Origin of the sequence: Nocardia sp. NPDC019395 (assembly GCF_040632335.1) — a bacterium.
Taxonomy (GTDB): Bacteria; Actinomycetota; Actinomycetes; order Mycobacteriales; family Mycobacteriaceae; genus Nocardia.
Window position 1 is genome coordinate 183794 of the sequence record NZ_JBEYBT010000010.1, and the last position, 26740, is coordinate 210533.

23 protein-coding genes and 1 pseudogene are annotated in these 26740 nt (G+C 67.6%); 12 read left to right on the forward strand and 12 right to left on the reverse strand.

Annotated elements, in window-relative coordinates; translation table 11 throughout:
• From ABZ827_RS21990 to ABZ827_RS22020, 7 genes are read right to left on the reverse strand one after another with little or no spacing between them, the layout of a single operon-like run.
• Nucleotides 1–1131: an LLM class flavin-dependent oxidoreductase gene (locus ABZ827_RS21990; protein WP_357239490.1), complete on the reverse strand. Its 1131-nt coding sequence runs from the start codon at nucleotides 1129–1131 to the stop codon at nucleotides 1–3.
• Nucleotides 1128–2183, reverse strand: a complete 1056-nt coding sequence (locus tag ABZ827_RS21995) for an ABC transporter ATP-binding protein (protein ID WP_357239493.1) — start codon at nucleotides 2181–2183, stop codon at nucleotides 1128–1130. Before ABZ827_RS21995 ends, ABZ827_RS21990 begins: the two co-directional genes overlap by 4 nt.
• Nucleotides 2180–3187 (reverse strand): ABC transporter ATP-binding protein, encoded by a 1008-nt coding sequence (locus tag ABZ827_RS22000; RefSeq protein WP_357239497.1) that lies wholly within the window; start codon nucleotides 3185–3187, stop codon nucleotides 2180–2182. The genes ABZ827_RS21995 and ABZ827_RS22000 overlap by 4 nt, the downstream gene beginning before the upstream one ends.
• On the reverse strand, nucleotides 3171–4100 hold the full coding sequence (locus ABZ827_RS22005; protein ID WP_357239500.1) for an ABC transporter permease: 930 nt from the start codon (nucleotides 4098–4100) through the stop codon (nucleotides 3171–3173). Before ABZ827_RS22005 ends, ABZ827_RS22000 begins: the two co-directional genes overlap by 17 nt.
• Nucleotides 4097–5209 (reverse strand): ABC transporter permease, encoded by a 1113-nt coding sequence (locus ABZ827_RS22010; RefSeq protein ID WP_357239503.1) that lies wholly within the window; start codon nucleotides 5207–5209, stop codon nucleotides 4097–4099. The genes ABZ827_RS22005 and ABZ827_RS22010 overlap by 4 nt, the downstream gene beginning before the upstream one ends.
• Entirely contained in the window at nucleotides 5206–6768 is a 1563-nt protein-coding gene (locus tag ABZ827_RS22015; protein WP_357239506.1) for an ABC transporter substrate-binding protein, read from the reverse strand. The genes ABZ827_RS22010 and ABZ827_RS22015 overlap by 4 nt, the downstream gene beginning before the upstream one ends.
• Nucleotides 6769–6813: 45 nt before the next feature.
• Nucleotides 6814–8148: an LLM class flavin-dependent oxidoreductase gene (locus tag ABZ827_RS22020; protein WP_357239509.1), complete on the reverse strand. Its 1335-nt coding sequence runs from the start codon at nucleotides 8146–8148 to the stop codon at nucleotides 6814–6816.
• A gap of 121 nt (nucleotides 8149–8269) precedes the next feature.
• Here ABZ827_RS22020 and ABZ827_RS22025 point away from each other — a divergent pair, with 121 nt between their 5' ends.
• Nucleotides 8270–9181, forward strand: coding sequence for a LysR family transcriptional regulator (locus ABZ827_RS22025; protein WP_357239512.1), 912 nt, complete (start codon nucleotides 8270–8272; stop codon nucleotides 9179–9181).
• A 291-nt stretch (nucleotides 9182–9472) separates the two neighbouring features.
• Nucleotides 9473–9730, forward strand: a complete 258-nt coding sequence (locus tag ABZ827_RS22030) for a hypothetical protein (RefSeq protein ID WP_357239515.1) — start codon at nucleotides 9473–9475, stop codon at nucleotides 9728–9730.
• A 151-nt stretch (nucleotides 9731–9881) separates the two neighbouring features.
• On the opposite strand, the gene ABZ827_RS22035 is transcribed toward ABZ827_RS22030, so the two are convergent.
• Nucleotides 9882–10715, reverse strand: coding sequence for a TauD/TfdA family dioxygenase (locus tag ABZ827_RS22035; RefSeq protein WP_357239518.1), 834 nt, complete (start codon nucleotides 10713–10715; stop codon nucleotides 9882–9884).
• A 242-nt stretch (nucleotides 10716–10957) separates the two neighbouring features.
• Between ABZ827_RS22035 and ABZ827_RS22040 the strand changes: the two genes are divergently transcribed.
• From ABZ827_RS22040 to larC, 6 genes are all read left to right on the forward strand, one after another.
• Nucleotides 10958–11500, forward strand: coding sequence for a TetR/AcrR family transcriptional regulator (locus tag ABZ827_RS22040; protein WP_357239623.1), 543 nt, complete (start codon nucleotides 10958–10960; stop codon nucleotides 11498–11500).
• The gene (locus tag ABZ827_RS22045) at nucleotides 11497–12402 is read left to right on the forward strand and encodes an NADP-dependent oxidoreductase (protein ID WP_357239521.1); all 906 of its coding nucleotides are present in this window, start codon (nucleotides 11497–11499) and stop codon (nucleotides 12400–12402) included. The genes ABZ827_RS22040 and ABZ827_RS22045 overlap by 4 nt, the downstream gene beginning before the upstream one ends.
• Before the next feature lie 212 nt (nucleotides 12403–12614).
• Nucleotides 12615–14420 (forward strand): beta-glucuronidase, encoded by a 1806-nt coding sequence (uidA, locus tag ABZ827_RS22050; protein ID WP_357239524.1) that lies wholly within the window; start codon nucleotides 12615–12617, stop codon nucleotides 14418–14420.
• A 104-nt stretch (nucleotides 14421–14524) separates the two neighbouring features.
• Nucleotides 14525–16075, forward strand: coding sequence for an ABC transporter substrate-binding protein (locus ABZ827_RS22055; protein WP_357239527.1), 1551 nt, complete (start codon nucleotides 14525–14527; stop codon nucleotides 16073–16075).
• A 100-nt stretch (nucleotides 16076–16175) separates the two neighbouring features.
• Nucleotides 16176–16700 carry a gluconokinase gene (locus ABZ827_RS22060; protein ID WP_357239530.1) on the forward strand — a complete coding sequence of 175 codons (525 nt, stop codon included), beginning with the start codon at nucleotides 16176–16178 and terminating at the stop codon, nucleotides 16698–16700.
• Entirely contained in the window at nucleotides 16697–17926 is a 1230-nt protein-coding gene (larC, locus tag ABZ827_RS22065; RefSeq protein WP_357239533.1) for a nickel pincer cofactor biosynthesis protein LarC, read from the forward strand. The genes ABZ827_RS22060 and larC overlap by 4 nt, the downstream gene beginning before the upstream one ends.
• A 35-nt stretch (nucleotides 17927–17961) precedes the next feature.
• Here larC and larB read toward each other — a convergent pair whose 3' ends face one another.
• Both larB and larE read right to left on the reverse strand, forming a co-directional pair.
• A complete protein-coding gene (larB, locus tag ABZ827_RS22070) occupies nucleotides 17962–18639 on the reverse strand; it encodes a nickel pincer cofactor biosynthesis protein LarB (RefSeq protein WP_357239536.1) in 678 nt (225 codons plus the stop codon).
• Nucleotides 18636–19499, reverse strand: coding sequence for an ATP-dependent sacrificial sulfur transferase LarE (gene larE, locus ABZ827_RS22075; protein ID WP_357239539.1), 864 nt, complete (start codon nucleotides 19497–19499; stop codon nucleotides 18636–18638). Before larE ends, larB begins: the two co-directional genes overlap by 4 nt.
• Before the next feature lie 208 nt (nucleotides 19500–19707).
• Between larE and ABZ827_RS22080 the strand changes: the two genes are divergently transcribed.
• Nucleotides 19708–20706, forward strand: coding sequence for a LacI family DNA-binding transcriptional regulator (locus tag ABZ827_RS22080; protein ID WP_357239542.1), 999 nt, complete (start codon nucleotides 19708–19710; stop codon nucleotides 20704–20706).
• Nucleotides 20707–20740: 34 nt separating this feature from the next.
• On the opposite strand, the gene ABZ827_RS22085 is transcribed toward ABZ827_RS22080, so the two are convergent.
• Nucleotides 20741–21346, reverse strand: coding sequence for a TetR family transcriptional regulator (locus tag ABZ827_RS22085; protein ID WP_357239545.1), 606 nt, complete (start codon nucleotides 21344–21346; stop codon nucleotides 20741–20743).
• Between the two features lie 223 nt (nucleotides 21347–21569).
• On the opposite strand from ABZ827_RS22085, the gene ABZ827_RS22090 reads away from it, so the two are divergent.
• Nucleotides 21570–22655, forward strand: coding sequence for a LacI family DNA-binding transcriptional regulator (locus ABZ827_RS22090; protein ID WP_357239548.1), 1086 nt, complete (start codon nucleotides 21570–21572; stop codon nucleotides 22653–22655).
• 599 nt (nucleotides 22656–23254) lie between these two features.
• Here the strand turns inward: ABZ827_RS22090 and ABZ827_RS22095 are convergent.
• Nucleotides 23255–23953 (reverse strand): annotated as a pseudogene (locus tag ABZ827_RS22095) (lactate racemase domain-containing protein); the annotation flags it as partial.
• On the opposite strand from ABZ827_RS22095, the gene uxaC reads away from it, so the two are divergent.
• Nucleotides 23852–25366: a glucuronate isomerase gene (uxaC, locus tag ABZ827_RS22100; RefSeq protein ID WP_357239550.1), complete on the forward strand. Its 1515-nt coding sequence runs from the start codon at nucleotides 23852–23854 to the stop codon at nucleotides 25364–25366. The pseudogene ABZ827_RS22095 and the gene uxaC sit on opposite strands and share 102 nt — an antisense overlap.
• Nucleotides 25367–25398: 32 nt before the next feature.
• A complete protein-coding gene (locus tag ABZ827_RS22105) occupies nucleotides 25399–26691 on the forward strand; it encodes a mannitol dehydrogenase family protein (RefSeq protein ID WP_357239553.1) in 1293 nt (430 codons plus the stop codon).
• Nucleotides 26692–26740 lie beyond the last annotated feature (49 nt).

The following is a 26740-nucleotide window of genomic DNA, read 5'->3' on the forward strand; positions in this document are numbered from 1 at the left end:
CTAGACCGCCGCCCGGTCGGTACGGGTTGCCTTGCGGTGGGCCAGCTCCTGGCGCACCAGTGGCAGCAGATCGCGGCCGTAGTCGATCGCGTCCTGCAGTGGTTCGTATCCGCGGATCAGAACGGCATCCACCCCGATCTCGATGTAGTCGAGGAGGGCGGCCGCCACCGTCTCGGGCGAACCCACCAGCGCGGTGGAGTTCCCCCCACCCCCGACCGCCTTGGCGGTGGGGGTCCACAGGCAGCGGTCGTGCAACTCGCCCTTCTCGGCGACGGCCAGCAGCCGCTGTGAGCCCGCGTTCTGCGGTTCGGCGCCACGCGGGTGAAGTTGGGCGGCACGCGTGTTGTGTGCGCCGCCGACGCCGGCGGTGAGGGTGTCGAGAATGCGGTGTGCCCGTTCCCAGGCGGCGGCGTCGGTGGCGCCGAGGATCGGCCGGAACGACACCGAGATCCGGGGCCGGCGCTCGCGGCCCGCCGCCACCGCGCGGTCGGTGATGGTCGCGATCTGCTCGGCCGTCTCGCGCAGGGGTTCACCCCAGAGCATGTAGGTGTCGGCGTGCCGGGCACCGACGGCGTAGGCCGCCGGGGAGCTGCCGCCGAAGAAGAGTTCGAGGTGCCTGCCCTCGTAGGGATGGACCTGCGGGTGGTAGCCGTCGAATCGGTAGTAGTCGCCCGCGAAGTCGCGGGGCCCGGTGGTATCCCAGGCGGCACGCAGGATCTGGAGGTATTCGTCGGTACGGGCGTACCGCTCGTCATGGGGGAGATAGTCCCCCTCGCGCCGCTGTTCCGCGTCGGTGCCCCCGGTGACGATGTTGAGAGCCACGCGGCCACCGGAGAACTGGTCGAGAGTGGTGAACAGGCGCGAGGCCAGAGTGGGGTGCACGACCCCGGGCCGGTGCGCCACGAGCAGACCGAGTTGTTCGGTGTGGGCGGCCACGGCGGCCGCCACCTGGGAGCCCTCGGGCCAGCCGGAGCCGTACCCGATCAGCACCCGGTCGAATCCGCCGTCCTCGTGGGCGCGGGCGAACCTGATCGTGTAGTCGGGGTCGATCACGGTTCCGTCGCCCGGCCGTGTTTCGGAGGCGTCGGCGGTGCCGATCATGCCCAGGATCTCGACGTCGTCGTAGCTCATCGGTCGCCCTTCTCGAGTGTGCCGGTGTCACCCGGCGGGGTGTGCGTTTTGTCCGGTGACCCGGGCCACCGGGCGGCGAGATGGCAGGCGGCGGACCACCGCTCACCCACCTCGAGCAGTGGCGGCTCCGTGGCGCAGCCGGCGAAGGCGAACCGGCACCGGTCGGCGAACACGCATCCGCCGGGATCCGGTGTCCCGGCGGTACCGCGGTCGACGCGGACGTCTTCGGGCCGGATCGCGGACTGTTCGCCGAGGCTCGGCGCGGAGGCGACCAGCAGGGCCGTGTACGGGTGGGCCGGCCGCGTCAGGACTTCGTGCAGATCTCCCTGCTCGACCAGCCGGCTCCGGTAGAACACGGCCACCCGGTCGCCGATACCGGCCAGCGAGGAGAGGTCGTGCGCGATGATCACGACCGCCAGGCCGAGGTCGCGCCGTAGCCGGTCGAGCAGGTTCAGCACCAGGTTGCGGTTGGAGACGTCGAGCGCACTGACCGGCTCGTCGCAGATGAGCAGCCGGGGTTCGGTCACGATGGCGCGCGCGAGGGACACCCGCTGCCGCTGGCCTCCCGACAGTTCCCGCGGGCGGCGATCACGCACCGCCGCCGGATCCAGCCCGACCTCACGTTGCGCGCGGTCGATCCGCTCGCGGCGGGCCGTGGTGCCGAGACCGCCCGCCACCTCGAGCGGTTCGCCGACCAGCCGCGCGACCGTGAGGTCGGGGTCGAGCGAGCGGAGCGGGTCCTGGAACACCAGCTGGATCCGGCCCTCCCGCCGGAAGGTGCGCAGCGCGCGGCCGCGCAGCTCGGTCAGATCCCGGCCGTCGAATTCGATGGTGCCGGCCGCCGGAGCCGTCAGCCCGACGGTGGCGCGGGCCAAAGTCGTCTTCCCGGAACCGGTTTCGCCGATGATGCCGACGATCTCGCCCGGATACACCTCCAGGCTTGCGCCGTGCAACGCCGCGCCGGTGCCGAGCCCCACCCCGCGGCGTGGCACCGCATAGGTGACGGACAGATCGGTGATCCGTAGCAGGGGTGCGGTGGTCGCGGTAGTCATGCGGCCACCCGATCCCGGATGCACCGTGCGAAATGGGCCGGACCGGCCGCGCGTAACGGGATCACACCGTCGGTGCAACCGGGCGCGGAGTGTGCGCACCGGGCGGCGAAGCGGCAACCGGTGATCTCCGCGGCCGCGGCCGGCGGCTGCCCGTCGATCGTCTCCAGGGTGCGTCGCGACCAGTCGCCCAGCGAAGCGACACGCAACAGGGCCTGCGTATAGGGGTGGCGGGGATGGCGCAGTACCTCTTCGGCCGGCCCGCTCTCGACGAGTTCACCCGCGTACATCACCAGGACGCGATGACTCATCCGGGCGACCACGGCCAGGTCGTGCGTCACCAGCAGCAGGCTGAGCCGTTGGCTGCGCTGCAATCGCTCGAGCAGGTCCAGGATCTCGGCCTGGACCACGGTGTCGAGCGCGGTCGTGACCTCGTCGGCGATGAGCAGTTCCGGTCCGAGTGAGATCGCGATGGCGATGAGAACCCGCTGCAGCATGCCACCCGAAAGCTGGAAGGGATACAGACGCTCGACCCGCTCCGCATCGTGGATCCCCACCTCACGCAGGAGTTCGAGGCTGCGGTCCCGAGCGGCGCGCCGGCCCGTGTTCCCGCGCACGCGCAACTGCTCAGCGACCTGGTAGCCGATGGTGAGCGAGGGGTTGAGGTACGAGCCGGGGTCCTGGAAGACAGCGGCGAGCCGGGTGCCGCGTAACCGCCGCCAGGTGGCGGGCCGGGCGCCGGTGAGGTCGACCGCGGACTCGCCCGACCCCAATGTGACGGTGCCGCTTTCGATCGCGACGGCGGGCGGCAGCAGCCCGAGGACGGCTCGGCAGGTCAGCGTTTTGCCGGAGCCGGACTCGCCGACCAGTGCGACGGTCTCACCCCGCGGAATCTCGAACGAGACCTCCCGCAGGGCTCGCCCGCCGCCGGCGACACCGGCATTCAGGCCGTCGACGCGCAGCACCGGCCGGGCGGTACCGGTGATCGGTTCATCGGGCAGGGACACGATCGAGCTCCTTGGTGGGGAAGGCGGGGTCCGCCGCGATGGCCGGGCGCGCCGGGGTGCGGCCGACCAGCCGCGCGAGCAGTCCGCGCCGCGCACGGGGCGTATCGGCGGCCGCCTCGCGCAGGCAGTCGGCCAGGATGTTGAGGGCACCGACGGTGAGCAGCATCGGTATGCCGGGGAACAGCGGCGCCCACGGCTGTAGTTCCAGGTAGCCGAGGTCCGCCGCCAGCATGCCGCCCCACGTCGGGGCCGGCGGTGTGACGCCGATACCGAGGAAGGCGAGCGAGGCGATGACCAGCAGTGCGGCACCGGTGGCCTGCGCCGCCGCCACCGCGACGTTCGGCGCGACCTTGCTCCACACATGCGTGCGCAGGATCCACCAGGTGGAGGCACCCATCAACTCGGCGGATTCGACGTACTGGGTGGTGCGCAGACCGAGGGCGACGGCGCGGCTGATACGGAAGAAGGCCGGCGCCGAGAGGATCCCGACCGCGATCATGGCCTGGGTCATACCGTTGCCGAGGGTCGCGGCCACCGCGATCGTGAACACGGTGAACGGCAGCACGGTCAGCGTCTCGGAGAGGCGCAGCGCGAACCACTCGCCGGCCCGCCCCGCCCACACGGACGCAAGGCCGGTGGGCACGCCCAGGAGCATCCCGACGAGGACCACCTCCACCGCGCCGACGACCGAAAGCCGCGTCCCGGCCATCAGACGGCTGAGGACATCCCGGCCGACGTAATCGGTGCCCAGCAGATGGCCGGTGCTGGGGCCCTGCAGGATCTGCGGGGATTGGCGGAGCGCGTCGTAGGGAGCCAGCGCTTCCCCGAAAACGGCGAGGAATACCACGCCGGCGAGGATCACCAGGGAGACCTGTGCGCTGGGGATCGAGAGGAGTCTGCGCAGCGTCGTCATCGCCGGACTCCTGCGTTCTGCGGGACACCCGCACCCGGTCGCACCGATGACCAGCTGCGCGATTGCCGGTTATCGGTGTTCCGTGCGGCGGCGCCGCGGCGTGCGGCCGGGTCGAGCAGGAGCTGCAGCGCGCCGAGAATCAGGGTGCCGAGCAGTACGACGGCCGAGGTGACCATCAGCGTGCCGAGCACGACCGGCACGTCGCCGCGCTGGGCGGATTGCAATGCCAACTGGGCGACCCCCGGCAGATTGAAGAGTTTCTCGGTGATCACCGCGCCGCCGATGATCAGCGGGAGTGCGTTGGTCACCACGGCGAGCGTCGGCGCGACAGCGTTACGCAGCACATGGCCGAAAAGCACCCGGGCCCGCCCGTATCCGCGCATGCGGGCGCCGATCGCGTAGTTCTCCGCCTGCGCGGTCACCAGTGTGGTGCGTAGTTGGCGGGCGATATTCGCCGCGACCTCGAGCCCCAGCGCGAGCGCGGGCAGTGTGGCGTAGCGCAGCCATTGGACCGGATCGACGGCATACGGTGAATAGCCGCCGGCCGGGAAAAGACGGATCTTCACCGCCAGCAGCACGATCAGTGCGATACCGATGACGAAGGGCGGCATCGTGGCCAGCACCGAGCAGAGGACGGTGACGACCCGGTCGACCACGCCGCCCGGGCGAGCGGCCGCGGCGATCCCGGCGCCGAAGCCGATGACGAGCGCGAGCAGCAGCGCGTAGAGCGCGATCGAGAGATCCACCGGGAAAGCGAGCCGAATCGACTGGGCGACAGGAACCGTGGTGAACCACGACTGTCCGAGGTCACCGTGGAGCGCGTTCCACACCCAGCTCAGATACTGCACCACGAGCGGCCGGTCGAGCCCGAACTCGTGGTTGAGGCGCGCGATATCCTCCGGCGTGGCGGTCTCGCCCAGCACAACGGCGGCGGGGTTGTTCTTGCTGAGCGCACCCAGCGTGAACGTGATCAGCGAGGCGAGGACCAGCACGGTGACCGACGTAAGGAGCAGACGCGCCGGCCCGCGCACCGAGGCCGGCGGCAGGCCGAAAGACCGGCGCCTCGACACGACCGGCGAATCCGGCGGTGCCGCAAGTACTTCCGTCATGCGGGTACACCTTCCCAGCGGATCAGGCTCGGGTGTGGCCGCAGCGGCGCGAGCGATTTGCGACGGACAAGGATGCTCGGAACCTCGAACAGAAAGGTGTTGGGGAAACGCGTGACCGCGAGGCGCGTCGCCTCCTGCAGGGTCGCGGGGTAGGACGGGTCGTCGGTCGGGGTCGCGGCGACCTTCGCCAGCTGCGCGACCAACTCCGGGTCGCTGGTGCGCGCCGGGTTCATCAGCCCGGTGGCGCTGAACAGCACCTGGAAGGCCTGCACGGGCGATTCCCGGCCCGCGAAGCCGTCGTAGCCGAGCGGTTTCGCACGATTGATGTACACGACCTGGGTCCACTGCGACCGGGGCACCGGGTCGATCTCCAGCTCGATTCCGATCTCGCCGAGCTGGGCTTGGATCTGTTCCACCGCGGCCGGAATCGGCGCCGCCGCCGACAATGTGGAGCGCACACCGCCGGACAGCCCGGCATCCGCGAGGATCTTGCGGGCCCTGGCGGGGTCGTAGGCGAACGCAGTACCCAGCGTCGCGTCGAAACCGACGTATCCCTCGGGGAAGGGCTGGTAGCAGACATCGCCGATGCCGAAGTTGGCGATCTGCTTGATCGCCTCGCGGTCGATGCCGTACTTCATCGCCTCGACCACCGCGGGGTTGTCGAACGGCGCCTTCGACGTATTGACGTCGAGCACCGCGACATACATCGAATCGAGCACCTGCACCTCGAGACCGCTCGCCTGGGCCGCCTTGATGCCCGAGGCCGGAATCTTCGCCACGTCGTACTGCCCCGACGCCACCGAGGCGACGACGGTCGCCGGATCGGCGGCCGGGTAGAGCAGGAACCGGGTGATCCCGATCTGATCCGCGAGGTGGAAATGCTCGTTCTTGCGCATTTCCCCGTGGTCGTTGTCGACATAGGAGGTGAGCGTGAACGGCCCCGACCCGGCGGGCCGCGTCGCGAGGGCCTGGGCGTCTTTCTCGAATACCGCGGGGTTGACCACCATGCCCGTCTTCCCGGCGAGCAGCAGCGGGTACTGATAGTTGGTCGCGGTCAGGTCGAGGACGATATCCAGCTCGCCGTGTGCCGCAACAGTTTTCAGGTCGGCGATCTGCGGAGCGATGAGCGATCCCGGCGCGGATCGCCCACGCTCGATGGATCTGGCCACCGCCGCGGCGTTCAACGGCGACCCGTCGGAGAACTTCAGCCCCGGGCGGAGAGTGAACGTGACCCGGGTGCCGTCGTGGTTGTAGGCCCACCGCTCGGCGAGCCAGCCGACCGCGTTACCGTCACCGTCCAGCGCGGTGAGCGCGTCGTAGGCGAGCGCGAGCATCGTGACGTCGGAGCCGGCGGAGGAGGTGACGGGGTCCCAGGTGGTCGGCAGCTGCCAAGCCCACGACACGGTGCCCGGACCGCCGCCACCGACGGAGCCGGCACCCGCATCGCTACAGGCCCCGAGCGCGAAGAGGGCGCCGGCACCGAGGCCGAGGCGCAGCATCGCCCGGCGGCTGACGGTGGTGGGAGCGGAGCGGTCGGACCGCTGAACGCGCAGAGACATGGGCAGGCTGGTTCCTTCTCGGGGTGGCCGGTATATCCGGCCCGGTCAGACGGCGGTGCTGTATCGGTTCGGCGGGATCGGCAGGCCGAGATGGCCGCGCAGTGTTGCCGAGGTGTACTCGGCGCGGAATACACCGCGCTCCTGCAGGATCGGCACCACCTCGTCGACGAACCGGCGGAAGTTCGCGGGGTGGTCGACGGCGATGTTGAAGCCGTCGCACGCGCGGGCCTGCCACCATTCGACGAGCTTGTCCGCGACCGTCGCCGGAGAGCCGACGAACTCGCTCTTGCGCCGCTCGCGCGTGGCCTCCACGGCCTGTCGCAGCGTCCATCCGTTGCGCTGGGCGCGTTCGGTGATCGCCTTGGCCTGGGTGTAGAAAGAGCGCTCACCGTGGGCCAGCGCCTCGGCGGGAAACGGTGCGTCGAGGTCGTAGCCTGTGAAATCGTGCCACCCGAACGGCCGCCCGAACTCCTCGAGCGCCGCGGTGAAGGTGTGGTCTGCCGCGTGATTCGCGGTCTCGATCTCCCGCGCCTCCGCGTCGGTGTCACCCACCACGACCTGGACGCCGGGCATGATCAGCAGATTTTCGGGATCGCGGCCGAAGCGTGCGGCCCTGGTCTTGATGTCGTTGTAGAACGCCTGGCCGGCAGGGATATCGGGGGCGTGGGTGAAGATGCCTTCGCCGACGCGGGCCCCGAGGTCGCGGCCCTGGTCGGAATCGCCGGCCTGGAAGATCACGGGGTGTCCCTGCGGCGAGCGGACCAGGTTGAGCGGACCTTGGACCCGGAAGAAGGTACCGTCGTGGTCCAGCCGATGCTGTTTGGTCCGGTCGAGGAACTGCCCGGTCTCGCGGTCGCGGACGAAGGCGTCGTCCTCGTACGAATCCCACAGTGCCCGAGCGAGTTCGACGAACTCCTGAGCCCGGCCGTACCGGGTGTCGTAGTCGTAGTGCTCGTCGAGCCCGTAGTTGCGCGCGGTGCCCGCGTCACCGGTGGTGACGACGTTCCACCCCGCGCGACCACGCGAGATGAGGTCGAGCGACCCGAGCCGCCGCGTCAGATTGAACGGGCTGTTGAAACTCGTCGTCGCCGTGCCGACCAGGCCGATCCGGCCGGTCTGCACCGCCAGCGCGCTCAGCAGCGTCAACGGCTCCAGGCGGTTGAGGTAGTGCGGCGGCGAGTACGGCGTGATGAACTGGCTGTCGACGATGAACACCAGGTCGAACAGGCCGCGCTCGGCCAAACGCGCGATATCGGTGAACCACTCGATGCTCACGCTCGCGTCGCCGGGGATGTCCGGATCCAGCCAGAGCGTATGACTGCCCGGACCGCCGGTCCCATAGGGAACGGCACCCAGATGAATCTGTCGTCTGTTTCGCACGCCGCTCCGTCCGGTTGTTTCCTGCCTCGTCGAAATTACGGGAATTCACGCGGCCTATCCAACGAGCATTCATGATGGGAACGATCATGATTCGTAATGAGAGTGCATAATTGCAGGAATCATGCAAAAGAACCTCGACATTGCTCCGTTACGAAGCTTCGTCGCAATCGCGGATTGCGGCGGTTTCCAGCGAGCGGCGACATATCTGCACCTGAGCCAAGGGGCGGTGAGCCAGCACGTGCGCCGCCTCGAGGATGCGGTCGGCCGGCAACTGGTCCAGCGGCACGGCCGCGGCTCGCGGTTCACCGCGGACGGCCACGAACTCCTCGCCGCGGCCCGGCGGATCCTCGACCTGCACGACGACGCCCTGCGCAGCTTCGGCACGAAGATCGAGGGCACCCTCACGATCGGGTCGACCGAGCACGCCGCCGCACAGCTGTTACCGGCCCTCGCGGCCGCGATCAAGCGCGCGGCCCCGCAACTGTCCTTCCGGTTCCGTATCGACCGTGGGGTGGCGCTACGGGACGGCCTCGCGAGCCGCCGGATCGACCTCGCCTTGCTGCTCAACAGCGACGACCCGGGCGCGATCCAGGTCGGTGAACTCGAGCTGACCTGGTACTCCGCTCCGGGCTGGCGGCTCCCACCCCGGCCGGCTCCCGTGCCGATCGTCGCCTTCGACAGTCCCTGCGCACTGCGCAACCGCGCGCTGGAAACCCTCGCCGGAGCTGATCTCCCGGCGTCGATCGGCGCCGAGGCGCCGCAGCTGAGCGGCGTGCAGGCAGCGGTCGCGACCGGCGTGGGAGTGGCCCTGCTCGCCACGCTCGGCCAGACGCCGGAGGGGCTCGTGCCGCGCCACGATCTACCCGCCGCGAAGCCCTTGCGACTGTCGGTGGGCGCTCGGCCGGGACTGCCGGTTGCCACCGCGAAGATCGCCGCGGAAGCGCTGCGCCCGCTGCTCTCCCGTACCCCGGGGCCGGCCGCGGGGAATGTGATCCCCGGTGCGCCGAACACCGATGCAATCATGATGATTTAATCAGGTGCATTTTCCGAATGGGCATGCCGGGCATGAATTGAATTGTTCGAATCATCGCGATTTTATTTCTCCGGGCCCACCGGGGAAGGAATTCGAGGCGACCGTTCACATACGTGGAATCTCCGGAATCGGCCGTTTTTCGGAGACCGGTTCGCAATCGGTTCACCGCACCCGGGCGCGTGCCCGGCGGCGGCAATCCGCGAGCAAGGATCAGCGTGACTCATACCCTGTGGATGTGACCGTGAGCGTCCTACTGTCGGCGAGGTATCTTCGCCGACCACGGAGGACACCATGACGGAGACCGTTGACCCGCGACTCACCACCGCCGCCGCGCAGCGACGGATACTCGGCGACGATCTGCTCGCCCGCTTGCATTCGCGGGCTGCGGATTACGATCGCGAGAACCGGTTCTTCGCAGAGGATCTCGAAGACCTCCGCGAAGCGGGGTACCTGCGTGCGAACCGCGACGTCCGCGCCGGCGCCTTCCATCCCCCGAACAGCGACGCCGCGCGCGATTACATCGGCAAGTTCGCCCTCGGACTCCTCTGAGTCACGACCGGGGCACAGCCCGCGGTCTTCGCTTGCGCGAGACCATCAACCGTGCCGGCGTCACCTGCCGGTCTCGGCGTTTCCCGGGGTGCTCGGCCTCCTGGCATGCAGGTGCCTGCGCGGGGCTCCGGGAGTCTCGTGCACCGCCGGGTCAGGCCACCAGTTCCTCGCCCGCGAGGGTTGTGCGGTGCATCAGGCGCCGTGAGGTCGGTTCGAACGGCATGGCGCGATGCAGCATTCCCGTGTTGTCCCAGATGACCAGATCGCCCCTTCTCCAGCGGTGATGCAAGACGAACTCCGGACGCGTCGACCAGTCGAGCAAACTATCGAGCAGCGTGCGGCTTTCCTCGGGCGCCATCCCGATCACCTCGCCCGCGGTCGCTCCCACGAGCAATGACCGGCGCCCGTTTCGCCGGTTCCACATCAGCGGATGGGTTCTGGTGGGGACACGGTCCCATGCCTGCCGCTCCTGCTCGGTGGCGGACGGATTGGCGCGGGCTTGGGCGGCGGCAAAACTGTGGACCACCTGCAACCCGGCCAGCCGGGCCTTCTCCTCGTCCGGCAGTGCGTCGTACGCCAGATAGGTATCGGCGAATTCGGTGTCGCCCCCGGCCTCGTCGACCTCACGTGCGGTGAGCAGGGTCGCTCGTTGCGGAGTGTGGCCGGTGGCGCCGTCGATATGCCAGAGGAAATTGCCGCGCCGATACGACGCCAGAGTGGCGGCAGTCTTCGCCGGGTCCAGCGTGATGGTCTCGATCTCGGAGAGGCGGTGCTCTCCGGTGCGGGCGGCTACCGGCCGGCCCAGCGCCCGGGTGAGAGCGACCAGGTCGTCATCGGTGATGTCGAGATCGCGGTAGATCACGACCCCGTACTGCTCCAAGGCGGCCTGGCATTCGGCGGCTGCCGCTCGGCCGGCCAGTTCACTCCCGTGGGCTCCGATGATCTCGACGCCGAACGACGGTAGCGGGTTCACCGTGGCGCTCATCTCTGCTCCTTTATTGGTGATACGTACAAGAAGACAATATCTCATTCATGAGAGTATGATTTCCGTTTATGGAGAGTGGGTCGGTGGAAGGAGCCGGACGGCGGAGGCGCCAAGGACCTGGACGAGCATCGGCGAGAACCGTGGACCGTCACGCTGGCAACGAGTTCGGCTCCGAGACAACGAACTCCGCGCCCGCAGCGCGTGGCGTCGGCTCGCGAAGCGCGGGCACTCGGGCCGAGCTCATCGCGGCGACCAGGAGATTGATGCTCGCGCAGGGATACGCCGCGATCACCTATCGCGGCGTGGCAACCGAAGCGGGAGTCACACCCGGACTCGTCCAGTACCACTTTCCGCTCCTGGACCAGCTGTTCGAAGCCGTGCTGGCGACCGGAACGGACCGGCTCGTCGAGCGGCTGGGGCGGGCAGCGGAATCCGAACAGCCGTTACGGGCGGTGTGGGCCTACGCCAGTGACCCGGCGGGCACCGCATTGCTGCTCGAATTCATGGCCCTGGCCAGGCATCGCAAATCCATCGCACCCGCGCTGGGCGCCGGCGGCGAACGCCTGCGCAAGGCGTTGCTGGCCGCGCTCGAGCCTACTCTGCGGCGGTATCGCTTCGGCGGCCACGACGTTCCGGCATCGGCAATCGTCTTCCTGATGTCGGCGATCCCGCGAATGATCCATCTCGAGGAGTCCCTCGGCACCTTCACCGGGCACGTGGAAGTGGTGGACCTGATCGAGAAGTACCTGGACCAAGTGGAACCGAAAGCGCAGGAACAGCGATGAGGATTGCCAGCCAGCGGCGTTTCGGTGGCCCGGAAGTGCTGGAAACCGTCCAGGCCCCCAGGCCGGTACCCGGCCGGGGGGAAGTTCTTCTCCGGCTCGGCGCCACCGCGGTGAACCCGGTCGACTGCAAACTCCGGGCAGGCCGGGTGAAATTCCTCGGTGACCCACCCTTCACTCTCGGCTTCGACGTCTCCGGGACGGTTGTCGAAGCCGGAGCCGACGTCACCGGAACAGGCCCGGGCGACAGCGTTTTCGGAATGATTCACAGCCGCACCGGAGCCTACAGCGAGTTCGTGACTGCGCGCGCCGACCTGCTGGTACCCCACCCGCCGGGCTTGGACCACATGACAGCCGCTGCCGTGCCCACCGCGGCACTCACCGCCTGGCAGGCTCTGGAAGCGGCGGACCCGAAACCCGGCGAGACCGTTCTCGTGCACGCCGCCGCCGGTGGGGTCGGGCATTTCGCCGTCCAGTTCGCCGAACGTCGCGGCGCGCACGTCATCGGCACCGCACGGGCCGTCAACCATCGGTTCGTGCGCAGTATCGGCGCGGCCGTGGTCGTCGACTACACCACAACCGATTTCACCGAGGCGATCGATCGGGTCGACGTTGTGCTGGACCTGGTCGGTGGTGAATACGGCAGACGATCGCTGCGTGTGCTGCGAGACAACGGCCGCTACATCACGGTGCAGGAATCCGACGCCCATGGTGATCCGCGCTACCGGATGGTCACCGGTAAGCCATCGCCTGCCGTACTGACGGAAATCGGGGCGGCGGTCGCTCAGGGGCAGGTGCGAGTCCATATCGACCGGGTACTGCCGATGAACGACGTGCGGGAAAGTCATCGGCTGAGTGAATCCGGACGAGTACGCGGAAAACTCGCACTCACTCCGTGGTCTTGACGCTGGTTCGGATGGCCGCTGTGACACGGGCGGCCACCGATGTCGTTCGACTTCGTCGACGCGGAGCCCGAAAGGATTCACAGGGCGGCTGAGGAATGCCGCGGCAAGTCCGTGCAACCGCTTGCCGGCCGTCTCGTGACCGTGTTTCTCTGGGCTCGTTTTCGCTGGCGTATGTCTCCCACCGGATAGGGGAGACCCCGGAAAGGATCTCGATGCTCAAACCTCGAGTCACCGCAACTCGCGAACTGGTGAACCTGGACGGTATGTGGCGTTTCGCCATCGATACCCGTCTCTCGCCCGAACCGTGGAAGTGGCCGTTCGACGCCGCGTACGAGGCTCCGGTGCCGGCCAGTTACAACGACCTCTTCCTCGATCCCGAGGTTCGTGACCATGTGGGCTGGGTGTGGTACCAGCGCGAGGCGCGGGTCCCGCGCGGCTGGGCCGGGGAACGGATCCACCTGCGGTTCGACGCGGCAACTCACCACGGCAAGGTGTATGTCGGGGATGTCCTGGTGGTGGAGCATTCCGGCGGCTACACGCCGTTCGAGGCGGATATCACCGATCTCGTTGCCGCAGGCCAGGAGTTCCGGCTCACCGTGGGCGTCAGCGGCGAGCTGACCGAGACCACTATTCCGCCGGGCCATATCGAGATCACCGAGGATGGGCGGCGCCGGCAGAAGTACCACCACGATTTCTACAACTACGCGGGACTCGCGCGGTCGGTCTGGCTCTACAGCACGCCCGGATCCCATATCGACGATGTCACGGTGGTCACCGATGTCGAGGGTGCCACCGGGCTCGTCGACTACTCGATTACTGCAGTGGGAGAGGGGGAGATTCGGGTTCGGCTTCTCGATGAGCAGGGCGGGGAAGTAGCCACCGCGGAGGGGGCATCCGGCACTCTGCGTGTTCCGGATGTGCGGCTCTGGCAGCCCGGCGCGGCCTACCTCTACACACTCGTTGCCGAATCGGTCGTCGACGGCGTGGTGGTGGACGAGTATCCCTTGCCGGTCGGCGTGCGGACAGTCGAGGTGCGAGGGACACAGTTCTTGATCAACGGAGAACCGTTCTACTTCACCGGATTCGGTAAGCACGAAGATACGCCCGTGCGCGGCAAAGGCCATGATCCCGCATATCTCGTACACGATTTCGAACTCCTGAAATGGACCGGCGCCAACTCGTTCCGTACATCGCACTACCCGTACGCCGAAGAGGTCCTGGAGTTCGCGGACCGGCACGGCATCGTGGTCATCGACGAGACTGCGGCCGTGGGCCTCAACCTTTACGTCACCGCGGGACTTCTGGGCGGTGCTCCGAAACCCACCTTTTCCGAAGAGACGTACGGCCGGGCCACCAGGGCCACGCATGAGCAGCACCTACGAGAACTCATCGCCCGGGACAAGAACCACCCCAGCGTCGTCATGTGGTCGATCGCGAACGAGCCGGCGACGAATGAAGAAGGTTCACGAGAATACTTCGAGCCGCTCGTCGCGCTCACCCGCCGGCTGGATCCATCGCGGCCGGTGACCTATGCCAACTACATGTTCGCGACACCGGAGAACGAGCTGATCGCCGACCTGTTCGATGTTGTGATGATCAACCGTTACTACGGCTGGTACATCGACAACGGTGATCTGAAGAGCGCCGAGCTGAAACTCGAAGACGAATTGCGCCGGTGGGTTGCCGAGTACGGTAAGCCGATCATCATGGGGGAGTACGGGGCCGATACCGCGGCCGGGTTGCATTCGCTGTTCGGCAACAGTTGGACGGAGGAGTACCAGGTCGCTCACCTCGAGATGCATCATCGAGTATTCGACCGCTGCCCGGCATTCGTCGGGGAGCACGTATGGAATTTCGCCGACTTCGCGACCGGGCCGGGAATCCACCGTGTCGACGGCAACAAGAAGGGCGTGTTCACGCGGGACCGCCGGCCCAAGGCGGCCGCCCATGCGCTGCGGGCCCGATGGTCGACACTGCGGAACCGGAAGCCGGACGCCACCGGTGCGGACCCGAGCTGACGACCCGCACACCTTTAGGTAATGCAACCCGCGGCAACTGCTTGTGGGTTCATGGGGCGAGAACGCGTAATTGACGCACGTCACAGCAGAAGGAAGTTCGACATATGTCCGGTCCAGTGCCACGACCCACGCTGTTCGCGCGAATTCTCGCCTTTGCCACCGTTCTGATCACGGGTGCTGCCCTCACTACGGGATGTGCCGGCCAGATGGGCTCCAGTTCGGTCCCGGAGGGAACGCTGGCGATCTCCATCCTGGGCGCCCCCAATTCGTTCGATCCGGCCCACCTCTCCGAGAGCGAGCCGGCCCTTATCTGGAGCGCCGTCTACGACACCCTGCTGTTGACCGACAATTATGGAAAGTTGCAGCCCAACGCCGCTGCGAGCTGGGAATACACCGACGAGGCGCAGACCCTGACCCTGCGCCTGCGCCCCGGGATGAGATTCAGCGGCGGGGCTCCTGTCGATGCCACCGCGGTGAAAGCGACGATGGACCGCACCAAGGCGACCCCCGGCCAGGTTCAGGGCCTGCTGAAGAACGTGGCCGCGGTCCATGCGCCCGGCCCGCTGACCGTGGTGCTGGAACTCGCCCGGCCGGACGCGGGGTTGTTGCCCGCACTGGCCTCGAGCGCGGGGGTGATCGCCGATCCGGCGACGGTGAGCACCGAGCGCACCCCGCTGAACCCGGTCGCGTCAGGGCCCTACACACTGGACACCGAGCAGACGGTGCACGGTTCGAAGTACGTCCTCCAGCGCCGTGACGACTACTGGAACGCCGCAGCCCTGCCGTTCCCGACCATCGAGGTCCGGGTGATCGCGGACCGCACGGCGGCGCTCAACGCCCTCCAGTCCGGGGAACTGAATGTCGGCAGTGTCGAGGGCGCCTATGTCGACCGATTGAAGGCCTCCGGCTTCGCGGAGTTCCGGATCGAGGCGAACTCGCTCGCCTACGTGGCCCTGGTCGACCGGGCCGGTGAGATGGTGCCACCGCTCGGCGATGTGCGGGTGCGTCGGGCCATCAACCTCGCGTTCGATCGTTCGCGGATCATCGAGACGCTGTTGCGGGACCAAGGGACCGCAACGAGCCAGCCGTTCAACCCGGACGGTCCCGCCTACGATGCGGCTCTCGAGAAGACCTACCCGTTCGATGTCGACGAAGCGAAACGGTTGCTGGCGGAGGCCGGATACCCGAACGGGTTCGCCGTCACCATGCCGGAGATCTACTACTCCAAGACATTCGTGCCGACGGTGACCCAGTCGCTGGCCGCGATCGGGATCGAGGTGACCTGGGAGCCGGTCCCGCCGCAGCAGACCAACGCCGTGCTGTCCTCGAAACGGTATCCGATGTACGTCGCCGTCGAGGGGGTCAATGTCTTTCCGCAGGAGTTGGCGTGGCGGTATCTGGTGGACAGTCCGCGAAATCCGTTCGACAGCCGGAGTCCGGAGCTCACCGCGTTGATCGACAGGTACAACCGGGAACTCGACGAGACCGCGAGCGCGGCGATCGCGCGGCAGATCAGTGCATTCATGGTGGAGCAGGCGTGGGATGCTCCGCTGTTCGCGGTGCCGCGCCACTGGGTGACCAAAGACGGCGTGGTTCTGCTCGGCGACGGGACACGGATCATCTCGACCGTCCGGCAGTTCGGACTCGCGCAGTGAGCGGCCTTCGAATCGAGTACCGACCGCGTGCCCGGCCGGTCTCCCTCAGCCGTCCGGGCTCCGAGAGAGGCTGCGCCGCAGGAATTCTCGAGCCGATGTCATGACGGTGATCGTGGTGATGGGGGTGTCCGGTTCGGGTAAATCGACAGTCGGTGTCCGGCTCGCCGAGCGGCTCGGTACCGAGTACGCGGACGGAGACGCCTTTCATCCGCCGGTGAACATCGAGAAGATGGCCGCCGGTATTGCGCTGACCGATGACGACCGCGCGCCCTGGCTGCGTTCGACCGCCTCCTGGATCGCGGACCGGGGCGAGCGCGGTGGCGTGGTCTCGTGCTCGGCGCTCCAGCGCCGATATCGTGATGTACTGCGTACCGGCGGCGACGTGTGGTTCCTGCACCTGGCCGGTCCGATGGCCCTGCTCGCCTCCCGGATACAGGCGCGCACGGATCATTTCATGCCCGTCTCGCTGCTGGAATCCCAATTCGCGGATCTCGAGCCGCTGGGACCTGACGAATTCGGCCGTGTTGTACAGGTGAGCAGCCCCGTCGAAAGTGTCGTTGCCGAAGCGGTCGCGGCTTATCGCGGGGCACGAGCGGATATCGAAGCCCGGCGGGCCGGCCGATGACCCTGGTATGGATCGATGCTTCGGCCGGAGTCGCCGGCGATATGTTGCTCGCCGGCTGTGTCGATGCCGGTGCTCCGCTGGAGGTGGTGCAGCGGGCGATCGATGCCGTTGTCCCCGGCTCGGTCGAATTGCGGCGGACCGAGGTGATGCGCGCCGGGATGCGCGCCTGCAAGATCGACCCGGTGGTCCTGGTCGATGATCCGCCACACCGGCATTGGTCCCGGATCCGGGAGATGCTGGAAAATGCGGATTTACCGGAGTCGGTCCGAGCCGGCGCTCTCCGGGTGTTCCGGCGGCTCGCCGAGGCCGAAGCGGGGATCCACGGCACCACGGTGGACGAGGTCCATTTCCACGAGGTCGGTGCCCTCGACGCGATCGCCGATATCGTCGGCACCTGCGCTGCCCTGGATCACCTCGGTATCGACCGGGTCGTCGCGAGCCCGATCGCGGTCGGCTCCGGAACGGTCGGCGCCGCGCACGGGCAGATACCGGTGCCCGTCCCCGCGGTCCTGACCATGACCCGAGGATGGCGAATCCACGCGGGTGGAAGCGGAGAACTGGCGACGCCGACCGGAGTCGCGCTGGTCACCGCGCTGGCCGTCGAATGCGGTCCGATCCCCGATATGCGGCCGGCTGCTGTGGGTATCGGTGCGGGTACCCGCGATTTTCCCGGCCGCGCCAATGTGGTCCGGATCCTCGTCGACTCCGGCGCCGTGGACTTCGGGGAAACCCGGACCACACGGGTGCTGATCGAAGCGAATATCGATGATCTCGACCCACGGGTATGGCCGGTGGTCGTGCAGCGGCTGCTGGACAGCGGAGCCGACGACGCCTGGCTCGTCCCTGTTCTCATGAAGAAGGGCAGGCCGGCGCACACTGTCACCGCGCTTGTTCCGGCCGAGGCTGTGACTGCCGCGTCGGAGGTGCTCTTCGCCGAGACCAGCACGATCGGCGTGCGGTACCGCGAAGTACGGAAAACCGAGTTGGCCCGGACCTGGGTACCGGTACCGGTGGATGGCGGGCAGGTACGGATCAAGGTCGCGGGCCGCCGCGGCGGTATCGACCAGGCGACGGTGGAGTTCGAGGATGCCTTCGTGGTGGCTCGGGAAACGGGCCGGCCGGTTCGAGCGGTCCTCGAGGAAGCCGGTGCTGTAGGCGTCGCTCGCGGGCTGGTCGCGGGAGCGCCCTTCCCCTCTGGGGCGAAACCGACCCATCCGGCCGAATGAGGACTGCACGGACTTCCGGGAAGGTTCCTTCCTTGTCAGGCGTGCGGTGCGGCTATCTGTGCGGCGAGATGTCCTGCGCCGTAACCGTTGTCGATATTCACCACACCGACACCCGGCGAGCACGAGTTGAGCATCGACAGCAGCGGTGCGATACCTCCGAATGCCGCACCGTATCCGACCGAGGTGGGTAAGGCGATCACCGGCGCGGTGACCAGGCCGGCCACGACGCTGGGTAGTGCGCCGTCCATACCGGCCACCACCACGAGCGCTCGTGCGCGGCGCAGCACCTCGAGATGAGCCAGTACTCGGTGGAGTCCGGCTACTCCGACATCGGCGATCAGCTCGGATTCGCGGCCGAGGTAGGTCGCGGTGAGATGTGCTTCGAGGGCTACCGGCAGATCGGAGGTGCCGGCGGTGAGGACCACGACGCGGCCCCCGCTCGGTCGTGGGGGCCCGGGTGGCCAGGCGACCAGACGAGCGTCGGTGTGGTGGGCGGCGTCGGGAAGTACGGTCCGGATCGCCTCGGCTTGTTCGGGCTCGGCCCGGGTGAACAATGTCGCCGTATGGGGGTATTCACGGACCTCGGCGGCGATGGCGGTGAGCTGCGCAACCGTCTTGCCGCGACAGTAGATGGCCTCCGGGTATCCGCGGCGGTCTGCGCGGTCGTGGTCGAGCCGGGCGAAGATCGGTGGTTCCGGCCAGGACGCAGTCACCGGATATCCACCAACGGCAGGGTGAACGCGCCGGACTGAATGCCCCCGAGGTCCAAGGTGACGAACCGGAATCCTGCCGCTCGTATCGCCGCACGGATCCGGGTGCGGGCCGGCTCGGCGGCGGCTTTCTCGAACTCGTCGTCCGATAGTTCGATGCGTGCGATATCGCCGTGATGTCGCACCCGGAGGTCACGGAAGCCCAAGCATCGCAGCGCTTCCTCCGCATGTTCGACCTGTGCGAGTTTATCGGGGGTGACTTCGGCGAAATGCGGTATCCGCGACGCCAGGCACGGTGCGGCCGGTTTGTCCGCACAAGGCAACTCGAGAGCGAGCGCCAGCTTGCGGACGGTGAACTTGTCCACGCCCGCCTCGGCCAGCGGACGCAGGACATCGAATTCGGTGGCCGCCCGTGCGCCGGGGCGGTCAGGTCTACGGAGATCGTCGGCGTTCTCTCCGTAGGCGACGGCTTCCAGGCCTTCCTGGTCCAGCACGGTTGTCGTGATGCCCTGGAACAGTGCATGTTTGCAGTGGTAACAGCGGTCCGGGCCGTTGGCGCGGTAGGCGGGCACATCCCCTTCATCCGTCGTCAGCTCGACGAGGCGCACGCCGAGAACGGCTGCGAGTTCGTGTGCGCTGCGGCGTTCGGACTGCGCGAGGCTCGGGGATACGCCGAGAATCGCTACCACCTGGTCCGGGCCCAGTTCCCGTACGGCCAGCGCCAGCAGCACCCCGGAGTCGACGCCCCCCGAGATCGCCACCCCGAGCCGTCCGCAGTGCCGTAACCGGGCGGCGACCCGGCGTTCGGCCCGGGCGAGTGCGCTGGAAAGCCGGATCGGTGCCGCGATGCGCCGCTGACTCATATGCCGTTCTCCCTCACATCCGGTAACTCCGTGTGTTCGCCTATTCAGACCCAGGCCGCCCAGGGGCGGCAAGCGGTTGCCCTGACTTGTTTTCCCGGTGCGGAGTCCACGCAAAGTGGGCATCCGCGCAGTCCTGGCGCGCTAAATTCTTGTAGTGCTAAATTTTGGTGCCCCCGAGTATGCACGCGGCGCCGCGGCCACAGAACCGGTGCGACAGCGGACCTCGTCACCGACCATCTACGACATCGCGCAGGCGGCCGGTGTCGCACCGTCGACGGTGTCCCGCGCCTTCTCCCGGCCGGGCCGCGTGAGCGCGGCGACCTCGGCGCATATCCACGAAGTCGCCGAGCGAATGGGCTACCGGACCGCTCCGCGGACGGTCGCACCGGCGAAGGGCCGGACCGGCACACTGGCACTGGTCGTTCCCGATGTGACGAACCCGGGCTTCTTCGCCACTATTCGCGGTGTGGAAGCCGCGGCGGCGGAGGCTGGCTACCTGGTTCTGCTGGCCGAGACACAAGAATCCGCGATACTGGAGCGCAAGTTGCTGGACCGCCTCATTCCGGATGTCGACGGGGTCGTACTGGTCAGTTCACGTCTCCCGGACCGCGCCGTGCGCACGATTGCGAGCCAATGCCCGATCGTCATCCTGAATCGGATCGTTGCCGGGATGCGCTGTATCGTGCCCGACACCGCCGTCGGTGTTCGTGGCGCGCTCCGGCATCTGGCCGGACTCGGGCATCGGTCGGTGACCTACATCGCCGGACCGGAGGCGTCCTGGGTGGACGGTATGCGGTGGCGTTCGGTGCAGGATCTCTCCGCCGAGTTCGGCTTGAAGGTGAGCAGACTCGGGCCGTGTCCGCCGACGATGTCGGGTGGGCGGGATATCACGACGGCGGTATTGCGTCAGTCGTCGAGCGCCGTACTGGCCTACAGCGACCTGATCGCTATCGGCCTGTTACGCGGACTGCGCGGCCGCGGGATGCGGGTACCGCACGATATGAGCGTGATCGGATTCGACAATGTCATCGGTTCGGACTTCTGTTCGCCGCCGCTGACCACCGTGGCCGCGCCGCTGCGCACGATGGGCGCGGCGGCATTTCGCGAACTGCGCCACCTGGTTCGCAGCGAATCGGCCGATGCGCGATCGGTGGTCTCGGTACCGCCGCAACTCGTGGTCCGGGAATCCACCGGGCCGTGCGGGTGACCGCGGACCTGTCCCGGGACGGCCGGCTGTGCCATCAGGCCTGGTCACCCCACGGGTCTGTGCGACGGGAGCACATGGCGACAAAGGTGTCGACCATCGCCGTCATATCGATCGACGAATCCATGAGCCACTGGAGCTGTAGACCGTCGATCACCGCGAGGAGAAGGCGGGCCATATGCTCGACGGGAACGTCCTCGCGCACCCAGCCGCCCCGCTTGCCGTCCTCGAGCGACCGGGTCACCGAGGTCCCGATGGTGCGATACCGGTCGACGAAGTAGCCGTGTGCGTGATGTCCGGGATCGGTAGCTGCCGCCGAGAGGGCGACGAACAACTTGATGATGCCGGGCTCGTCGAGTTTGCGTCGTACGGATTCGGTGGCCGCGGCGATCGGATCATCGGACCGGCGGGCGATCGCGATCCCGAGTTCGTCGCGCCGTTGCAGAATCGCGAGCAGAAGCTCCTCGCGCGACCCGAAATAGTGCAGCAGCGCCGGCTGGGTCACGCCCACCCTGTCGGCGATCTCCTGGAGCGAAGTACCACGATCGCCGTACTCGGCGAAAACACTCAGTGCGGTCTCGAGAATCTGTTCCCGCCGTTCGAGCCCCTTACGGTAAGGGCCACGCCGTTGTCGAGTCGTCACCGGGCCGACGCTACCCCCGGTCCCAACATCGTTGTCGCGGTTGTCGTTCATTGTGCGCCCTTCACCCAGAGCTGGGAATCTCGGCAGATCCACTCTGCATGGACGATCGGTACCGATAATTCAGCGGGGACTTCGATCGTCCGGGCAACGGATTGCCACCAGTTGCCCGCTCATGGCAATCGGTTGCCACCGAGGTCGCCGCAGGGCTAGCGTCACCCACATCATGACGAAAGCCGGGCGCGCACCCACGATCTACGATGTCGCCGCCGCTGCGGGGGTTGCGCCGTCGACGGTGTCACGGGCGTTCGCCCGGCCCGGCCGGGTGAGCGCAGCGACCGCCGCACGAATCCACCGGGTCGCCGAGGATCTCGGCTACCGGGTGAACCCCCTGGCCCGCGCGCTGCAGAACGGGGCGTCGTCCACCGTCGCGCTGGTGGTCTCCGATGTCACCAATCCGGTCTTCTTCGCCATAATCCGCGGTGTCGAGGCAGCGGCCGGTGCGGCCGGCTACACGATGATGCTGGCGGACACCCAGGAATCGGAATCCCTCGAACGGACCCTGCTCGACCGTCTCCTGCCCGCCGTCGGCGGGATCGTGCTGGCGAGCTCACGTCTGTCCGACCGGGCGATTCGAGCAGTGGCGGCCCAACGGCCCACCGTAGTCCTCAACAGGGTCGTCGCCGGGACTCGATCGGTTGTCCCGGACACCGCCTCCGGTGTCGAAGCAGCCCTCCGGCAGCTGTCCGAGATGGGACATCGGTCGGTGACCTATGTGGCGGGGCCCGAGGCATCGTGGGTCAACGGTGCCCGCTGGCGCGCGGTTCTCGACGTAGCCGGTGAACTGGGGCTGCGAGTGGCCCGTACCGGACCCAATCTGCCGACGGTGTCCGGTGGGCTGGCAGCGGCCGAGGCGATGGCTCGCCGGGTGCCGTCGGCGGTGCTGGCCTACAACGACCTGCTGGCTATCGGACTGCTCCGGGGCTTCGGGCAAGCCGGCATCCGCGTACCCGACCGCACGAGCGTTATCGGGTTCGACAATGTCTTCGGCTCGGATTTCTGCTCCCCGCCGCTCACGACGGTGGCGACGCCGTTGCGAGCGATGGGTACCGCCGCGTTCCAGGAGCTGGAGCGGGCGATGAAGGCGGAACCGCTGCCCGCGTCCCCAGTGGTCTCGCTGACCTCTCAGCTCGTCGTGCGTGGGTCGGCCGGTCCACGCAGCCGGAAGAGGACTTCGCCGGCTTCGCGCACGACCAGAGTATCGGCGTCGGCTTCCCAGAATCCCGGCTCCACCGTGGTGGGGTCGACGTAGTCCAGATTCGCCGCGCGCACACGGTGTTCCGGGATACCGGTGGCCAGCGCAACGGTGACCCGGCACTGTTCGCCGGTGTGCTCGTCGTAGGTGCCCGCCCCGCGCAGGTGGGTGGAATGTGCGAGTACGCCCCAGTGCAGATGCCGGAAACGGTCCCATTGCTTCACGAAATAGTCGCGCGTGTGGTATCCGATCTCCTCGATCTCCGGATGTATCTGTGAGATCACGGAGATGTGCGGGGCGTACAGGACGACGGACCCGCCATCCGCCACAATCGGTTCCACCTTGTAGAAGCCTTTGGCGGCCGTCCACATATCGTCGTACTTCGCCGGGATCAGGGAGAGTACGCGACGTACCGGTGCGTCGAGGTAGCGCACGTGAGTGTCCGCCGATATCTCAGCCGCGGCGGCCCAGGCGGAGAGGGGGTCGCCGAACGTCGCGCTGCGCAGGCGTCCGGTGCCGGATTGCACCACCAGGCACAGCGCATGGTGTTCGCCGGGTACCAGAGCAGCGGCCTCGTGAATGAGCGCCCGGACCGGTGTGATGCCCGTGGTCCCGATGATGTCCCGGCTCGTGATCAGGGCGCCCAGCCAGTGCGATACATCGATCACCTCGGGGCCGGACAGCCCCGGGAAGAAGTATTTGTACCCGCCGGAGAATCCGACCACTTCGTGGGGAAAGACCGGTCCCAGAATAATCGTCGTATCGTGTTCCACTACTGCCCGGTTGATCCGCACCTCCACGTCGACGTGCAACAAACCGCCGGACAGTTCCCCGATACGATCGGCCGGGATCCGGCCCACGGTGACGAAAGTCGCCGGATCCCACCATTCGTGGTTGCGGACGATGAGGCCCGGGTAGCGGTCCGCACAGCCGCCGGGCGGATAACCCAGCCAGGTGGCCAGCCGTTCCTCGTCCATTGCCGCATGGGTGCCGAGCGCGATGAGCACGGTGATCCGGCTTGCGCGCCCGGACAATTCGGCGTGCAGGATCGACAGCAGCATCGGCAGGGGACAACTGCGGGTCGCGTCGGGAACCACGAGGCAGACGCTGCACCCGTCGAGGTACAGCCCATCCAGTCGCTCCGCGAGAAAGGCGCTCACATCGTCTTCGGACAGGTCGGCGCCGTTGTGGCCGGTAAGGGATACGCAAGGCACGGTCGCACCCTCGCTTTCTACGCATGGTCCGGTCGGACGATGCACGCCGGCGAGCGAATCGGCAACGTACTGTGGCAACTGGGGGCAAGGGGTTGTCGGTCGCCACCGGTTCCGCACAGCATGGCGGACATGGTTGCTCATTCGCGGACGTCCCGCGGAACACATCCGGATCGCTTGTTCCCGGCCGATCCCGGTGTTCGCGCACTGGCGCGCCGCCTGCACGCGACCGTGCGTGATCAGCCCATCATTTCGCCGCACGGTCATGTGGATGCCCGGCTGCTGGCGGACAACGAACCATTTCCCGATCCGGTGAGCCTGCTGATCACGCCGGACCACTACGTCACGCGTTTGCTGCACGCGCATCGCGTGCCGCTGGACGCACTCGGAGTAGGGCGGCAGTTCCTGGACGAAGCCGAGGCCCGCGCGATCTGGCGGATAGTCTGCGACCACTGGTGGGTATTCCTGGGAACACCGGTCCGCTACTGGCTGGAGAGCGAACTCAGCGAGATATTCGATGTCGCCGAGCTCCCGGGCCGAGGCCGGCCCGACGAGATCTACGACCGGATCGCCGCATGCTTGCGGCAACCGGATTACCTGCCGAGGCGGTTGTACGAGCGATTCGGCATCGATGTGCTGGCCACCACCGACGATCCTTGTGACGATCTGTCGGCGCACAGACAGCTGCGCTCGGATCAGGCGTGGCGGGGCCGGGTGGTACCGACATTCCGGCCCGATCGATATCTCGAACCGGCGCAGCCGCAATGGAATCGGGACGTCGAACGCCTCGCCGCCGTCACCGGTGTCGACACCGGTGACTATGCCGGGTACGTGACGGCGCTCGAAGAGCGCCGACGCTACTTCGTTTCCCACGGTGCCACTGCGAGCGATCACAGTCACGAAGACGTGCGCGCCGATCCTCTGGCGCCCGCCGAAGCGAGCCGCATCTACCGTGATGCCCGAGCGGGCACCGTATCCGAGGCGGCGGCGACGGCTTTCCGTCGGCATATGCTGTTCGAAATGGCCCGGATGTCGACGCAGGACGGCCTGACCATGATGCTGCATCCCGCGATCCGCCGAAATCATCACCCGCCGACCGCAGTGGCATTCGGTGCGGACACCGGGCACGATATTCCGCTGCGGGTGGAATTCACCGACGCCCTGCGCAGTCTGCTGGAGAATTTCGGTACTCATCCGAAATTGAATCTCGTCCTGTTCACCGCCGATGAAACGGCGTTCTCCCGGGAGATCGCACCGCTGGCAGGCTTCTATCCCACGGTATTCGCCGGTGCGCCCTGGTGGTTCCTCGATGCTCCGGACGCGATCGGACGCTTCCACCGGGCGGTCACCGAAACCGCCGGATTCGGTAAACTCGCCGGGTTCGTCGACGACACCCGCGCTTTCTGCTCGGTCCCGGCTCGGCACGATATGGCCCGGCGGCTCGATGCGAGCCGGCTGGCCGAGCTGGTCGCCCGGCACCAGCTGTCCGAGGACGAGGCGGTATCCACACTTCAGGGACTCGTGCGCGAGCAGCCGCGCCGGGTGTTCAAGCTGTGACGCCGCGGCCGGGGCGTCCCGCGTCGGTGCGAATGATTCACCTGGGACTGGGCAATTTCTTCCGCGCCCATCAAGCCTGGTACACCGCACGGGCCTCCGACGCCGAGGAATGGCGAATCGCCGCATTCGCGGGCCGCGGTTCCGATCTCGCCGCGAGACTCGATGCCCAAGGTGGGCTGTACACGCTGATCACCCGAGGTGGAACGGACGAATTCGAGATCGTCTCCGCTATTTCCCGGGCACACCGAGCGACCGACCATGCGGCCTGGCAGACCTACCTGGCGGAGCCGACGGTAGGCGTGGTGTCGCTGACGGTCACCGAGTCCGGTTACACCCGGAACGCCGACGGCGGTCTCGATCACTCCGACCCGACGGTGCGGGCCGACCTGTTGGCACTCCGCACCGAGGTGAATGCGCCGGGAGCCACCGCCGTGGCCCGCCTGGTCGCAGGGCTGGCGGCGCGGGCCGCCGGGGCGGCCGGCCCGATCGCAGTGGTGCCGTGTGACAATCTGCCCGGAAACGGGGCGGCTTTGAAACGGGTAGTCCTGGAGTTCGCCGGATATGTGGCTCCCGATCTCGCGACGTGGATAGAGTCGAACGTTTCCTTCGTCACCACTGTGGTGGATCGAATCACGCCGGCCGGCGGTGGCGAGGATTCGCTACTGGCCGAATCCGTCACGGGTTACCGCGATGCGGCGCCGGTGGTGACCGAGCCGTACCACGAGTGGGTGTTGTGCGGCGAGTTCCCGGCCGGTCGTCCGCGCTGGGAGACGGCAGGTGCCGTCTTCACACGGGATATCGCCGCCTACGAACAGCGAAAGCTGTGGATGCTCAACGGTGCTCATTCGCTACTCGCGTACACCGCGCCGCTGCGTGGGCATCGAACCGTGGCGGCCGCCGTGGCGGATCCGGTGTGCCGGGCCTGGGTCGAACAGTGGTGGTCCGAGGTGACACCCCATATCGATCTCCCGGCCGGAGAACTACATCGGTACCGAACGGAGCTGATCGGCCGTTTCGCGAATCACCGTATACAGCATCATCTTTCCCAGATCGCCGTAGACGGTGCGCAGAAGCTCCCGGTGCGGATCCTGCCGGTGTTACGCCGAGAACGGGAAGCCGGGCGCCTGCCGGCCGGAGCCGTCCGGGCGCTGGCGGGCTGGGCCTGCCATGTCGAGGCGCGCGGTGCCGGCCTATCGGATATCCGCGCGCCCGGGCGACCGGAAGTTCGGTCCGCCCTGGTCCGCTTGGATCCCGCGCTCGGCGCGGATAGCGACCTGATGGCGGCCGTCGTCCGGGAAGCCGAACGCTTGCGCGGCAGAGTATGACTGCGCCGGAACCGGTCCGGGTGGTGGACGTGGCACTCGTGGAAGCCGG